Consider the following 13,286-nt stretch of genomic DNA (forward strand, 5'->3'; position numbering starts at 1 on the left):
AAAACGCTGACCGGGGCACGGCATGCGGCGCTATCATCGCGGGACCGTTCCCGTCCTCTTCTACCAAACACCCACGATGACGCGCCGCGCCGACCGCCTGTTCCAGATCGCCGAACTGCTGCGCGGACGGCGTCTGACCACCGCGCAACAACTCGCCGACTGGCTCAATATTTCGCTACGCACGGTCTATCGCGACGTGCGCGATCTGCAACTGTCGGGTGTGCCGATTGAAGGCGAAGCGGGCATCGGCTACCGTCTGAGCCGCGCGGCGAGTCTGCCGCCGCTCACCTTCACCGCGGACGAACTCGCCGCGCTCGCCGCCGGCGCGCGCATGCTCGAATCGTGGGGCGGCTCAGGCTTCGCGAGCGGCGCGCGTGGCGCGCTGGCGAAGATCGCTTCTGCCATGCCGGCCGATAAACGCGCGGCACTCGAGCGGCTCGCAGTGTTCGCGCCGTCGTTCCATATCAAAGGGGATTTCTCGACGCAGCTCGACGCGCTGCATCGCGCGATCGACACGCGGCATGTGGTGGGGTTTGCTTATACCGATGCGAGTGGCGCGGCGAGCGAGCGGCGCGTGTGGCCGCTTGCGCTCGCGTATTGGGGCGCGCGCTGGACGCTGGGCGCATGGTGCGAGTTGCGCAGCGACTTTCGCAATTTCAGCCTGGAGAAGATGCAGAACCTTCAGATGCTCGAACAGTATCCGGATCAGGAAGGGAAGAGGTTGGCGGATTTGATGCGGCATGTGAATGCGAAGCCGCGGTAGAAAGGGACTAAAGGCGAATTCGCAGCCCCTCGCCTGGCAGGCCGCGAATCCACCACGCCGGTTTATTCCACCGCCTTCACCATATCCTCGATCACCTTCTTCGCATCCCCGAACACCATCATCGTCTTGTCCATGTAGAACAAATCGTTGTCGAGCCCGGCGTACCCCGCCGCCATCGACCGTTTGTTCACGATGACCGTGCGCGCCTTATACGCCTCGATAATCGGCATCCCCGCAATCACCGACTTCGGATCGGTCTTCGCGGCCGGGTTCACCACGTCGTTCGCGCCGAGCACCAGCACCACATCGACCTGACCGAACTCGCCGTTGATGTCGTCCATTTCGAACACCATGTCGTACGGCACTTCGGCTTCCGCGAGCAGCACATTCATGTGCCCCGGCATCCGTCCGGCCACCGGGTGAATCGCGTACTTCACATCGATACCCTTCTCGACCAGCTTGTCGGTCAACTCCTTCAACGCATGCTGCGCGCGCGCCACTGCGAGGCCATAACCCGGCACGATCACGACCGTCTCCGCATTGCCGAGCATGAACGACGCATCATCGGCCGAACCGGATTTCACTGGACGCTGTTCCGCCGACCCACCCGCCGCCGCCGCGCCCGCTTCGTTACCGAAGCCGCCGAGAATCACATTGAAGAACGAGCGGTTCATCGCGCGGCACATGATGTACGACAGAATCGCGCCCGACGACCCCACCAGCGAGCCCGCGATAATCAGCATCGGATTGTTCAGCGAGAAGCCGATGCCCGCCGCCGCCCAACCCGAATACGAGTTCAGCATCGACACGACCACCGGCATATCCGCGCCGCCGATCGGGATGATGATCAGCACGCCGAGCACGAACGCGATGAGCGTCATGATGATGAACGGCAACCACGACTGCGTGAGGAAGAAGATGACGCCGAAGCCGAGCATCGCGAGTGCGAGCATCAGGTTGATCAGATGCTGGCCGCCATACACAACCGGCGCGCCCTGAAACAACCGGAACTTGTATTTCCCCGAAAGCTTGCCGAACGCGATCACCGAACCGGAGAACGTAATCGCGCCGACGAACGTGCCGATAAACAACTCGACGCGATTGCCATACGGCAGGAAACCCGGCGTCATGTTGTCCGGATCGACGAGACCGAACGCCGACGGCTCCGACACCACCGCATACGCAATGCACACGGCGGCGAGACCGATCAGCGAGTGCATGGCCGCGACCAGTTCCGGCATCTTGGTCATCTCGACGCGCGCGGCGACGAACGCGCCGATCGCGCCGCCGATCACCAACGCGACCAGCAGCAGACCGAGCCCCAACCCGAGATTCGAGCCAAGCGCATTCGCCTGCTTGACGATCAGCGCGAGAGTCGTGACGATCGCGATCGCCATCCCGACCATGCCGAAGGTATTACCAATGCGCGCCGTCTTCGGATTCGACAGCCCCTTGAGCGCCTGAATGAAACAAACGGACGCAACCAGATAAAGCAGCGTGACGACGTTCAGACTCATTACGCGTTCTCCTTGGCCGTCTTGGCTGCAACGAGCTTCTTCGGCTCTTTCTTGCGGAACATCTCCAGCATTCGCCTCGTGACGAGAAAGCCGCCGAACACGTTGACCGCCGCGAGCCCGACGGCGAGCGTGCCGAAGAACTTGCCCGTATCGCCGACCGTCAAGCCAGCGGCGAGCATCGCGCCGACGATCACGATCGCCGAGATCGCATTGGTCACGGCCATCAGCGGCGTGTGCAGCGCGGGCGTGACGTTCCAGACGACGTGGTAGCCGACGTAGATCGCCAGCACGAAGATGATCAGGTTGATGACGGTGTGGTTGATGACTTCCATCGGTGTTCTCCTATGTCGACCGGAGTTAGCGCTTTAGCGCTTACTTCGGTCCCATGCAACTCGTTGCTAGGTCTTGCGCGTAACTTCGCCGTCGCGGGCCAGCAGCGTGGCCGCGACGATGTCGTCCGCGAGATCGATATTCAACGTGCCTTCCTTCGTGACGATCAGCTTCAGGAAGTCGAGCAGGTTGCGCGCGTAAAGAGACGACGCATCGGCAGGCACCATCGACGCCAGATTCGTATAGCCGACGATCTGCACGCCATGTTTGACGACCACCTGATCCGCGACGGTCAGCGGGCAGTTGCCGCCACGCTGGCCTTCGTACTCGGCGCCGCGTCCGGCGGCAAGGTCGACCAGCACGGAGCCGGGTTTCATCGCCTGCACGGTGTCGACCGAGATCAGCGTCGGCGCGGCGCGGCCCGGAATCAGCGCGGTGGAGATCACCACGTCGGCCTGCTTCGCGCGCTCATGAACTAAAGCTGACTGCCGCGCGAGCCACGACGGTGGCATCGGCCGCGCATAGCCGCCGACGCCTTGCGCGGCTTCGCGCTCTTCGTCGGTTTCATAAGGCACGTCGAGAAACTTGGCGCCGAGCGATTCGATCTGCTCCTTCACGGCCGGCCGCACGTCCGACGCTTCGATCACCGCACCCAGGCGCTTGGCGGTCGCGATCGCCTGCAAACCGGCGACGCCCGCGCCGAGAATCAGCACGCGCGCCGCTTTCACGGTGCCGGCGGCCGTCATCAGCATCGGCATGAAGCGCGGATAAAGCGTCGCCGCCAGCAACACCGCCTTATACCCGGCGATGTTCGCCTGCGACGACAGCACGTCGAGGCTCTGCGCGCGCGTGGTGCGCGGCGCGGCTTCCAGAGCGAACGCGGTCACGCCGGCCGCAGCCAGTTTGGCCGAGTTTTCGGCGTTAAACGGATCGAGCATGCCGACCAGCGTCGCGCCGCGCTTGAGCAGCGGCAGTTCGGCGTCGGTGGGAGACTGGACTTTGAGAACGAGGTCGGCGGCGAATGCCGTAGCGGCGTCGACGATTTCAGCGCCGGCGGCCGTAAAGGCTTCGTCAGGAAAGCTTGCGCCGGTACCGGCGCCGCTCTGGATCGTGACCCGGTGGCCCTGGGTCACATACTTCTTGACCGTTTCGGGCGTCGCGGCGACGCGGGTTTCGTGCGCGCGCGTCTCGGCTGGCACTCCGATGTGCATCTTTGTTCCTCCTCGACTTCCTGTTTGACTGACGACAGTTCGGCCGACGAGGCACGCCGGCTTGCAAGTGCAACGGCTAACGCCCCACTTTAACCGAAACCGAAGCCGCGTCGAAATCGGGGACAATGCGGGGGCCTGTACGGATGCGGGCCGCATCGTGCCGCGACGCGCGGGCAGGGCCGCCGTCTTGCCGGCGCGACCCATTGCCACGACTGGACGCCGGTCGGCGACCCAGCCACTCCCCACCCGCTTCCCGGCAGCCCAGGCCCATAAACGGTAAAATGCGCACCCATGAATCCGGAATCCTGGCTGCCGCACGTCACCGTTGCGGCCATTGTCGAGCGTGACGGGCGGTTCCTGCTGGTCGAGGAACATACCGTCGACGGCCTGCGCCTGAACCAGCCCGCCGGCCATCTGGAGGCGGGAGAAACGCTGCTGGACGCGGTGATCCGCGAAACGCTCGAAGAAACCGCCCACCCGTTCGCGCCCGAGGCGCTGGTTGGCATGTACATGACGCATTTCGAGCGGCCCGGTAGCGAAGGCGTGACCTATCTGCGCTTCACCTACTGCGGCACGAGCGGCGAACCGGACCCGGCGCGCGCGCTCGACCCCGACATTGTCCGCACGCTGTGGATGAGCGCCGACGAATTGCGCGCGTGTCCCGAGCGGCATCGCACGCCGCTGGTCATGCAGTGCGTCGACGATTACCTCGCGGGCCGGCGTTTTCCGCTCGATTTCGTGTACACGCATTCGGTCGGGCAAAAACGGTAGCCGTCACGAGCGGCCGACCCACCATCCCATGAAGTCCCGCAGCACCCAGTGAGCATCTTATGAGCAAGCAGAAAGTCGTAGTAGGCATGTCGGGCGGCGTCGATTCGTCGGTTACCGCGTGGCTGCTGAAAGAACAGGGCTACGACGTGGTCGGCCTGTTCATGAAAAACTGGGAAGACGACGACGACAGCGAATACTGCTCGACGCGTCAGGACTGGATCGACGTGGTGTCGGTGGCGGATCTGATCGGCATCGACGTCGAAGCGGTCAACTTCGCCGCCGAATACAAAGACCGCGTGTTCGCCGAATTTCTGCGCGAATACTCGGCCGGCCGCACGCCGAATCCGGACGTGCTGTGCAATGCCGAAATCAAATTCAAGGCCTTCCTCGATCACGCCATGTCGCTTGGCGCGGAAACCATCGCGACCGGCCACTATGCCCGCGTGCGCGAGAACGACGGCCGCTTCGAACTGCTGAAAGCGTTCGACCATACGAAAGACCAGTCGTACTTTCTGCATCGGCTGAATCAGGCGCAATTGTCGAAGACGCTGTTTCCTTTGGGCGAGATTCCGAAGACCAAGGTCCGCGAAATCGCCGAACAGATCGCGCTGCCGAATGCGAAGAAGAAAGACTCGACCGGCATCTGCTTCATCGGCGAACGGCCGTTCCGCGACTTCCTGAACCGCTATCTGCCCACCCAACCCGGTCCGATGAAAACGACGGACGGCAAAGTGGTCGGCGAACACATCGGCCTCGCGTTCTACACGTTCGGGCAACGCAAGGGCATTGGTCTCGGCGGCAGCAAGGAAGGCAGCGGCGAACCCTGGTTCGTGGCCGGCAAGGACATTCCGTCGAACACGCTGTACGTCGCGCAAGGGCACGATCACTCGTGGCTGCTGAGCCATACGCTCAGCGCGGGCAATACGAGCTGGGTCGCGGGCGAGCCGCCGGCGGACGGCTTCGCGTGCGGCGCGAAGACCCGTTACCGGCAAGCGGACGCGGCCTGCACGTTCGGCAACGCAAATGTCGGGACCGGCCTGTTCGAGCTGAATTTCGCGGACGCGCAGTGGGCTGTCACACCGGGGCAATCCGCAGTGCTTTACGATGGCGACGTTTGCCTCGGCGGCGGCATCATCGAACATGCGGTGACCGGGCAGCCGGTGGCACGTCAGCCGCAGAAAGCGGCGCTGCTGAGTGCCCGCTGAGCGATGCGCTCAAACAGCCGCAGCTAGCTTCACCATAACAAGCAGTCGTTCGTTCCCTTTCGCGGCGGTTCCGCCTGCGCCGACAGCGTCGGCGATCCCGCCGTGACGATCCCCACTGCACTGGAGTCCCCATGTTTTCTCGACGTTATCTGGCCATGTGGTGCGCAGTCGTGCTGCTCGCCGTCTGCGCGGCGCTCGGCGCGGCGCAACACATTTCGTGGTTCTGGCTGGTCGTGCCGCTGGCGCTCGTCGCGCTCGGCCTGTTCGACCTGACGCAGCAGCGTCACGCGATTCTGCGCAACTATCCGCTGTGGGGGCATTTCCGCTTCCTGTTCGAATTCATCCGCCCGGAAATCCGTCAGTATTTCGTCGAAGACGATACCGACGAAAAACCGTTCTCGCGGGCCCAGCGCAGCATCGTCTATCAGCGCGCGAAGAACGACGTGGATAGCCGCCCGTACGGCACCGAACTCGACGTCAAAGCGGTCGCGCACGAATGGATCAGCCACTCGCTCGCGCCCACCACGCTCGAGAATCACGACTTCCGCGTCGTGGTCGGACCGGACCGCGCGAAACCGTATTCGATGTCGATCTTCAACGTCTCGGCGATGAGCTTCGGCTCGCTGTCGGCGAACGCGATCATGGCGCTGAACCTCGGTGCGAAGAAAGGCAACTTCGCGCACGACACCGGCGAAGGCTCCATGTCGAAGTATCACCGCGAGCACGGCGGCGACATCATCTGGGAAATCGCGTCGGGCTACTTCGGCTGCCGTAACGACGACGGCACGTTCAGCGCGGAGAAATTCGCGAAGCAGGCCGCCGAGCCGCAAGTGAAGATGATCGAGGTGAAGCTCTCGCAAGGTGCGAAACCGGGGCACGGCGGCGTGCTGCCGGCCGCCAAGATCACACCGGAAATTGCCGAGACGCGTGGTGTTCCGATGGGCCGCGACTGCATCTCGCCGGCCACGCACTCGGAGTTTTCGACGCCGCGCGGGCTGCTCGAATTCGTGGACCGTTTGCGCACGCTGTCGGGCGGCAAGCCGACCGGATTCAAGCTGTGCATTGGACACCCGTGGGAATTTTTCGGCATTGCGAAGGCAATGCTGGAAACAGGCATTTTGCCGGACTTCATCGTTGTGGACGGCGCGGAAGGCGGCACCGGCGCGGCGCCGCTGGAGTTCACCGATCACGTCGGCGTGCCGCTGCAGGAAGGCTTGCTGCTGGTCCATAACACGCTGGTCGGGATCGGCTTGCGGCAGCGCATTCGCCTCGGCGCGAGCGGCAAGATGATCACTGCGTTCGACATTACGCGCACGCTGGCGATCGGCGCGGACTGGGTGAATGCGGCGCGCGGCTTCATGTTCGCGGTGGGCTGCATTCAGGCGCAAACCTGCCACACGGGCCGCTGCCCGACCGGCGTCGCGACGCAGGACCCGGTGCGTCAACGCGCGCTGGTCGTGCCGGACAAGGCCGATCGCGTGTTCAACTTCCATCACAACACGCTGCACGCGCTGAAGGAAATCATTCAGGCCGCGGGGTTGAAGCATCCGGCGGAACTGCGCGCGCATCACATCGTGCGGCGTGTGTCGTCGCATGAGGTGCGGCTGATGTCGGATCTGCTGAAGTATCTGGAACCGAACGATCTGGTCAACGGCAATTACCGTTACTCGCTGTTCGAGAAATACTGGCCGGTGGCGCAGAGCGATTCGTTCTCGCCGAAGGTGGAGTTGGCGGCGACGTGAGCACGATGCGGAGCCGATTGCCCCAAGGCATGCGCATGACAACCGGCTGACCGACCACCCGCGTCGTAACGATAAAGGACCGCCCGAAGCGGTCCTTTATCATTTGAAGAGTGCCGCCAGTCCCGTCCGACCCCGCAAAACGGACACCCCCCTCCCTTTCCGTTAAAATCTACGGTTTAGCACTTCGCTCCACGGCCACCTCGCGCGCTCCGGCGTTTGCGGCGCGGCCTCATGCCCGAAAGGCACTTCATGCTCACGTTTCAGCAAATCATCCTGACAATGCAGTCCTACTGGGACAAGCAGGGTTGCGCGTTGCTCCAGCCGATCGACATGGAAGTCGGCGCGGGCACGTCCCACGTTCATACGTTCCTGCGCGCGATCGGCCCCGAACCGTGGCGAGCCGCCTACGTGCAACCGTCGCGCCGTCCGAAAGACGGCCGTTACGGCCAGAACCCAAACCGTCTGCAGCATTACTACCAGTACCAGGTGGTGCTCAAGCCGGCGCCGGAAAACATCCTCGACCTGTACCTCGGCTCGCTCGAAGCGCTCGGCTTCGACCTGAAGCAGAACGACGTGCGCTTCGTCGAAGACGACTGGGAAAATCCCACGCTCGGCGCGTGGGGCCTCGGCTGGGAAGTGTGGCTGAACGGCATGGAAGTGACCCAGTTCACCTACTTCCAGCAAGTGGGCGGTCTGGATTGCAAGCCGGTGCTCGGCGAAATCACTTACGGTCTCGAACGTCTCGCCATGTATCTGCAGAAGGTCGAGAACATCTACGACCTGGTCTGGACCGAGTGGGAAGAACAAGGCCCGAACGGCCCGGAAATTCGTCGCCTCACGTACGGCGACGTGTATCACCAGAACGAAGTTGAACAGTCCGCCTACAACTTCGAGCACGCGAACGTCGAGCTGCTGTTCTCGATCTTCAACAGCTACGAAGCGGAAGCCAAGCGCATGATGGAAGCGCAGATCGCGCTGCCCGCTTATGAGCTGGTGCTGAAGGCCGGCCACACGTTCAACCTGCTCGACGCGCGTGGCGCGATTTCGGTCACGGAACGCGCGGCCTACATCGGCCGTATCCGTACGCTGTCGAAGCTGGTCGCACAGGCTTACTACGATTCGCGCGGAAAGCTCGGCTTCCCGATGCTCGGCAATCCGGTGCACGGCGTGCCCGGCCTCACGACCGACGAGCAGGACGCCGCGATGCCCGCGTGGGCGCCGCCGCTGAAAGTCGAACGCAAGATCGATCCGGACTGACGAGAACACCCAGACATGACTCAACCCCACCAAGCTACCCTGCTCGTCGAACTGCTGACCGAAGAACTGCCGCCGAAAGCGCTCGCGCGTCTCGGCGACGCGTTCGCCGAAGGCATTGCGCAGCGCCTCGCGGCGCGCGACCTGATCGAAGGCGAACTGTCGTTCGAACGTTATGCGACGCCGCGCCGCCTCGCCGTCACGATCAAGAACGTGCGCGCCGTCGCGCCGGAAAAACAGGTGCGCGAAAAAGTGCTGCCGGTGTCCGTCGCCTTGGACAAAGACGGTCAGCCCACCGCGCCGCTCGCGAAGAAACTCGCGGCGCTCGGCTTCCCCGATTTCTCGGTGAGCGATCTCGAACGCGCACAGGACGGCAAGGCCGAAGCATTTTTCCTGCGCTATGCCGCGCCGGGCGCAACGCTCGCCGACGGCCTGCAAGCCGCGCTGGACGAAGCGCTAGCCGTGTCGAAGTTGCCGATTCCGAAGGTCATGACGTATCAGCGTCCGGACGGCACGAACATTCAGTTCGTGCGGCCCGCACAGCGTCTCACGGTCCTGCACGGCGATCAGGTTGTGCCGGTCAGCGCGCTCGGCATCGACGCCGACGACACCACGCTCGGCCATCGCTTCCTGTCCGAAGGTTTCGTACAGATCCAGCACGCCGATTCGTACGCTGACACGCTGTTGCACAAAGCCCATGTGGTCGCGAACTTCGCCGACCGCAAGGCGACCATCCGCACGCATCTGCTCGCGCAAGCCGACGGCGACCAGGTGGTGATGCCGGATTCGCTGCTGGACGAAGTGACGTCGCTGGTCGAATGGCCAGTGGTGTACGCCTGCAAGTTCGAGGACGAATTCCTGCAAGTGCCGCAGGAATGCCTGATCCTCACCATGCAGACCAACCAGAAATATTTCGCGCTGACCGATGCGAACGGCAAGCTGCGTTCGCGCTTCCTGATCGTGTCGAACATCGAAACGGCTACGCCGGGCGATATCATCGAAGGCAACGAGCGCGTGGTGCGTCCGCGTCTGGCCGACGCGAAGTTCTTCTTCGAGCAGGACAAGAAGAAACCGCTCGCGGATCGCGTGCCGCTGCTCGCGAACGTCGTGTATCACAACAAGCTGGGCTCGGCGCTGCAACGCGTCGAACGTGTGGAAGGCCTGGCCGGTGCGATTGCCGCGCTGACCGGCGCCGACATCGCGCTCGCACAGCGTGCCGCGCGTCTGGCCAAGGCTGACCTGATCACCGACATGGTCGGCGAATTCCCCGAGCTGCAAGGCACGATGGGCACGTACTACGCGCGTCACGACGGCGAGCCGGAAGAAGTCGCGCTCGCATGCTCGGAACACTATCAGCCGCGTTTCTCCGGCGACGCGTTGCCCGCCACCGCGACCGGCACCGTCGTCGCGCTGGCCGACAAGCTCGAAACGCTGGTCGGCATCTGGGGTATCGGCCTGCAACCCACCGGCGAGAAAGACCCGTTCGCGCTGCGCCGTCACGCGCTCGGCGTGCTGCGCATTCTGGTCGAGAAGCAACTGCCGGTCGACTTCGTCGAATTGCTACGCGCCGCTTATGCGCAATTCGCCGCGGTGCCGAACGTCGCCGATTCGACGCAAGCCATTTACGAGTTCGGCATGGACCGCCTGCGCGGTCTGCTGCGTGAACGCGGCTACGCGCCGGGCGAAATCGACGCGGTGCTGGCGCTGAATCCCACGCGCCTCGACGACATCGTCGCGCGTCTGGACGCGGTGCGCGAGTTCGCGTTGCTGCCGGAAGCGGCTTCGCTCGCGGCGGCTAACAAGCGTATTTCGAACATCCTGAAGAAGTCGGATGGCGTGGCCACTACCGGCGGCGTGCAGGTCACACTGCTCGTCGAGGCGGCGGAAAAGGCCCTGCATGCGCAGCTCGAGCAGGTCGCGCCGCGCGTGCAATCGCAACTCGCCGCACGCGACTACACGGGCGCGCTGACCGCGCTTGCCGCGTTGCGCGAACCAGTGGACACGTTCTTCAACGACGTGATGGTCAACGCCGAAGATCCGGCGTTGCGCGCCAACCGTCTGGCCTTGCTCGGCGCACTGCATCAGCAGATGAATTGCGTCGCCGACATTTCCCGACTCGCTGCCTGAGCCCCGCGCCATGCCGACCAAAAAAGTGGTGATCCTGGACCGCGACGGCGTGATCAACGTCGACTCCGACGCGTTCATCAAGTCGCCGGACGAATGGGTGCCGCTGCCCGGTTCGCTCGAAGCGATCGCGCGGCTGAACCAGGCCGGTTATCGCGTGGCGATCGCCACCAACCAGTCAGGCATTGGCCGCGGTCTGTTCGATATGAACGCGCTCAACGCGATGCATCTCAAGATGCATCGCCTGGCGGCGGCGGTCGGCGGGCGCATCGACGCGGTGTTCTTCTGCCCGCACACGGCGGAAGATCATTGCGAGTGCCGCAAGCCGAAGCCCGGCATGCTGAAGATGATCGCCGAGCGCTTCGAGGTCGATCCGCCGCACACGCCCGTGGTGGGCGATGCGATGCGCGATCTGCAAGCGGGCGCGGCGCTCGGTCATCCAACCCATCTGGTGCTGACCGGCAAGGGCCGCAAAACGCTCGCAGCCGGCGGCCTGCCCGAAGGCACGCGCGTGCATGACGACCTGCGCGCCTTCGCACTCGACTTCCTCGCCGACGCTCAAGAGTGACGCGCGCCATGCGCGTCCCCAACCCTCACCGACCACGCCGATGCGCTTCATTCGTTCTCTGCTGCTGCTGATCTACCTCGTTCTGTACACGGTGCCGTACGCGTGCGCGTGCTTCATCGCGTTTCCGTTCATGCGCGCCGACAAGCGCTACTGGATGGCCGCGGGCTGGTGCAAGTCGACCCTGCACGTGGCGCGCTGGCTCAACGGCATTCGCTACAACATAGAAGGCTTCGAGAACCTGCCCAACGGTCCCGCCGTGCTGTTGTCCAAGCATCAATCGGCGTGGGAAACGGTGGCGTTTCCGGCGCTGATGCCGCGGCCGCTGTGCTACGTGTTCAAGCGCGAACTGCTGTACGTGCCGTTCTTCGGCTGGGCGCTCGGTTTGCTGAAGATGGTTCATATCGATCGCAAGGAAGGCAAGTACGCGTTCGAGTCCGTCATCAAGCAAGGCAAGGCACGCATGGCCGAAGGCGCGTGGGTCATCATGTTTCCGGAAGGCACACGCACGCGCAGCGGCACGCAAGGCAAATACAAAACCGGTGGCGCGCGCTTCGCGGTCGCGACCGGCGCACCGGTCGTACCGATCGCGCATAACGCCGGACGACTGTGGCCGCGCAACTCGTTTCTTAAATATGCGGGTATAGTCACAGTGTCGATCGGCAAGCCGATCGACACGACGGGGCTCACGCCCGAAGAAGTGAACGCGCGCGTCGAACAGTGGATCGAAACTGAAATGCGTCGCATCGATCCTACCGCGTACAGCGCGACGGAAAGCCGTTCCGCCGCCGCACCAATCTGACGCGCCCACGCCCTCGAAGGCGTATTAGCGCGAAGCCGAAACCGATGCAGAAGTCTCCTACGTCGCAGCCCGCTGCGGCGCTCGATAACCGGCAACTCGATCTCCCGCTCTTCGCCGAGCCGGGGTCGACGTCGTCGTCCCCTTCACCTTCCGCGCCTTCTTCCGGTTCTGCCGGGAGTGCGTCGGGCACGCCGCAAACCGCCGGACTGCTCGCGCCAGATGGCAGCAAATTGCGCAGCCTCGTCGTCGGTTCACGCACGCTGCATTACGCGCTCAAGCGTTCGGCACGCCGCTCGATCGGCTTTGCGATCGACAGCACGGGTCTGACGATCACCGCACCGCGTTGGGTCACGCTCGCCGATATCGAAACCGCGATCACCGAAAAGCAGCGCTGGATTTTCGCGAAGCTGATCGAATGGCAAACGCGTGTCGAACAGCGTGCGTTGCCGAAGGTCGATTGGAAAGACGGAGCCGAAGTGCCGTATCTCGGCCGGCCGGTGCGCGTGATACTCGGCTCGCCGCAAGGCACGCTTCAGTTCAGCGCGAGCGATTCGGCGTTGCAAGTGCCGCTGCCGTTGCAGGCCGATCCGCAACAGATCAAGGACCGCGTGCAAGGCTGGCTGCAAGGCGAAGCGAAGCGCCTGTTCGGTGAGCGTCTCGCGATTTATTCGGAGAAGCTGGGCGTCAGCTATCGCACGTATGCGCTGTCTTCAGCGGCGACGCGCTGGGGCAGTTGTTCGAGCGACGGCAAGATTCGCCTGAACTGGCGGCTGATTCACTTTCCGCTGTCCATCATCGACTATGTCGTCGCGCACGAGCTCGCGCATTTGCGTGAGATGAATCACAGCCCGCGCTTCTGGCAAACGGTGGAATCGATTTTTCCGGAATTCCGCGAGGCACGGCAGACGCTGAAGTCGCATCCGCCGGAATTGTTGCCTACGTTGTAGCGAGACTTTTTTAGACGGCTTGCGAGCTTGAGACGAAAACGGCGCTTCATCATGA

The 13,286-nt window shown here is 63.5% G+C and carries 12 protein-coding genes; 9 read left to right on the forward strand and 3 right to left on the reverse strand.

Going from position 1 to position 13,286, the window contains the following annotated elements; genetic code table 11:
* The first annotated feature begins 22 nt into the window (after positions 1–22).
* On the forward strand, positions 23–763 hold the full coding sequence (locus tag HWY05_RS25505; protein WP_176060012.1) for a YafY family protein: 741 nt from the start codon (positions 23–25) through the stop codon (positions 761–763).
* A gap of 62 nt (positions 764–825) precedes the next feature.
* Here the strand turns inward: HWY05_RS25505 and HWY05_RS25510 are convergent, their stop codons facing one another.
* From HWY05_RS25510 to HWY05_RS25520, 3 genes are all read right to left on the reverse strand, one after another.
* Positions 826–2,280 carry an NAD(P)(+) transhydrogenase (Re/Si-specific) subunit beta gene (locus HWY05_RS25510; RefSeq protein WP_035553376.1) on the reverse strand — a complete coding sequence of 485 codons (1,455 nt, stop codon included), beginning with the start codon at positions 2,278–2,280 and terminating at the stop codon, positions 826–828.
* The gene (locus HWY05_RS25515) at positions 2,280–2,612 is read right to left on the reverse strand and encodes an NAD(P) transhydrogenase subunit alpha (protein ID WP_035553378.1); all 333 of its coding nucleotides are present in this window, start codon (positions 2,610–2,612) and stop codon (positions 2,280–2,282) included. The genes HWY05_RS25510 and HWY05_RS25515 overlap by 1 nt, the downstream gene beginning before the upstream one ends.
* 66 nt (positions 2,613–2,678) lie before the next feature.
* Complete coding sequence (locus HWY05_RS25520; protein WP_035553381.1) at positions 2,679–3,821, reverse strand: Re/Si-specific NAD(P)(+) transhydrogenase subunit alpha; 1,143 nt, start codon at positions 3,819–3,821, stop codon at positions 2,679–2,681.
* 291 nt (positions 3,822–4,112) lie between these two features.
* Between HWY05_RS25520 and HWY05_RS25525 the strand changes: the two genes are divergently transcribed.
* The 8 genes from HWY05_RS25525 (at position 4,113) to HWY05_RS25560 (ending at position 13,231) form a co-directional block, all read left to right on the forward strand.
* Positions 4,113–4,592, forward strand: a complete 480-nt coding sequence (locus HWY05_RS25525; RefSeq protein ID WP_176060013.1) for an NUDIX hydrolase — start codon at positions 4,113–4,115, stop codon at positions 4,590–4,592.
* A 59-nt stretch (positions 4,593–4,651) separates the two neighbouring features.
* A complete protein-coding gene (mnmA, locus tag HWY05_RS25530; RefSeq protein WP_035553387.1) occupies positions 4,652–5,797 on the forward strand; it encodes a tRNA 2-thiouridine(34) synthase MnmA in 1,146 nt (381 codons plus the stop codon).
* A 131-nt stretch (positions 5,798–5,928) separates the two neighbouring features.
* A complete protein-coding gene (locus HWY05_RS25535; protein WP_176060014.1) occupies positions 5,929–7,539 on the forward strand; it encodes an FMN-binding glutamate synthase family protein in 1,611 nt (536 codons plus the stop codon).
* Positions 7,540–7,788: 249 nt separating this feature from the next.
* Complete coding sequence (gene glyQ / locus HWY05_RS25540) at positions 7,789–8,796, forward strand: glycine--tRNA ligase subunit alpha (protein ID WP_176060048.1); 1,008 nt, start codon at positions 7,789–7,791, stop codon at positions 8,794–8,796.
* A gap of 15 nt (positions 8,797–8,811) precedes the next feature.
* The gene (gene glyS, locus HWY05_RS25545; protein WP_176060015.1) at positions 8,812–10,920 is read left to right on the forward strand and encodes a glycine--tRNA ligase subunit beta; all 2,109 of its coding nucleotides are present in this window, start codon (positions 8,812–8,814) and stop codon (positions 10,918–10,920) included.
* 10 nt (positions 10,921–10,930) lie between these two features.
* On the forward strand, positions 10,931–11,485 hold the full coding sequence (gmhB, locus tag HWY05_RS25550) for a D-glycero-beta-D-manno-heptose 1,7-bisphosphate 7-phosphatase (RefSeq protein ID WP_035553391.1): 555 nt from the start codon (positions 10,931–10,933) through the stop codon (positions 11,483–11,485).
* Positions 11,486–11,525: 40 nt separating this feature from the next.
* Positions 11,526–12,284, forward strand: coding sequence for a lysophospholipid acyltransferase family protein (locus HWY05_RS25555; RefSeq protein WP_035553394.1), 759 nt, complete (start codon positions 11,526–11,528; stop codon positions 12,282–12,284).
* Between the two features lie 44 nt (positions 12,285–12,328).
* A complete protein-coding gene (locus HWY05_RS25560; protein WP_176060016.1) occupies positions 12,329–13,231 on the forward strand; it encodes a SprT family zinc-dependent metalloprotease in 903 nt (300 codons plus the stop codon).
* Positions 13,232–13,286: the final 55 nt, after the last annotated feature.

Origin of the sequence: Paraburkholderia sp. BCC1876 (genome assembly GCF_902833695.1) — a bacterium.
Lineage (GTDB): Bacteria > Pseudomonadota > Gammaproteobacteria > Burkholderiales > Burkholderiaceae > Paraburkholderia.

Coding starts and splice junctions, on each gene's coding strand:
- HWY05_RS25505 (WP_176060012.1), top strand. CDS start 23: ATGCGGCGCTATCATCGCGGGACCGTTCCCGTCCTCTTCTACCAAACA.
- HWY05_RS25510 (WP_035553376.1), bottom strand. CDS start 2,280: ATGAGTCTGAACGTCGTCACGCTGCTTTATCTGGTTGCGTCCGTTTGT.
- HWY05_RS25515 (WP_035553378.1), bottom strand. CDS start 2,612: ATGGAAGTCATCAACCACACCGTCATCAACCTGATCATCTTCGTGCTG.
- HWY05_RS25520 (WP_035553381.1), bottom strand. CDS start 3,821: ATGCACATCGGAGTGCCAGCCGAGACGCGCGCGCACGAAACCCGCGTC.
- HWY05_RS25525 (WP_176060013.1), top strand. CDS start 4,113: ATGAATCCGGAATCCTGGCTGCCGCACGTCACCGTTGCGGCCATTGTC.
- mnmA (WP_035553387.1), top strand. CDS start 4,652: ATGAGCAAGCAGAAAGTCGTAGTAGGCATGTCGGGCGGCGTCGATTCG.
- HWY05_RS25535 (WP_176060014.1), top strand. CDS start 5,929: ATGTTTTCTCGACGTTATCTGGCCATGTGGTGCGCAGTCGTGCTGCTC.
- glyQ (WP_176060048.1), top strand. CDS start 7,789: ATGCTCACGTTTCAGCAAATCATCCTGACAATGCAGTCCTACTGGGAC.
- glyS (WP_176060015.1), top strand. CDS start 8,812: ATGACTCAACCCCACCAAGCTACCCTGCTCGTCGAACTGCTGACCGAA.
- gmhB (WP_035553391.1), top strand. CDS start 10,931: ATGCCGACCAAAAAAGTGGTGATCCTGGACCGCGACGGCGTGATCAAC.
- HWY05_RS25555 (WP_035553394.1), top strand. CDS start 11,526: ATGCGCTTCATTCGTTCTCTGCTGCTGCTGATCTACCTCGTTCTGTAC.
- HWY05_RS25560 (WP_176060016.1), top strand. CDS start 12,329: ATGCAGAAGTCTCCTACGTCGCAGCCCGCTGCGGCGCTCGATAACCGG.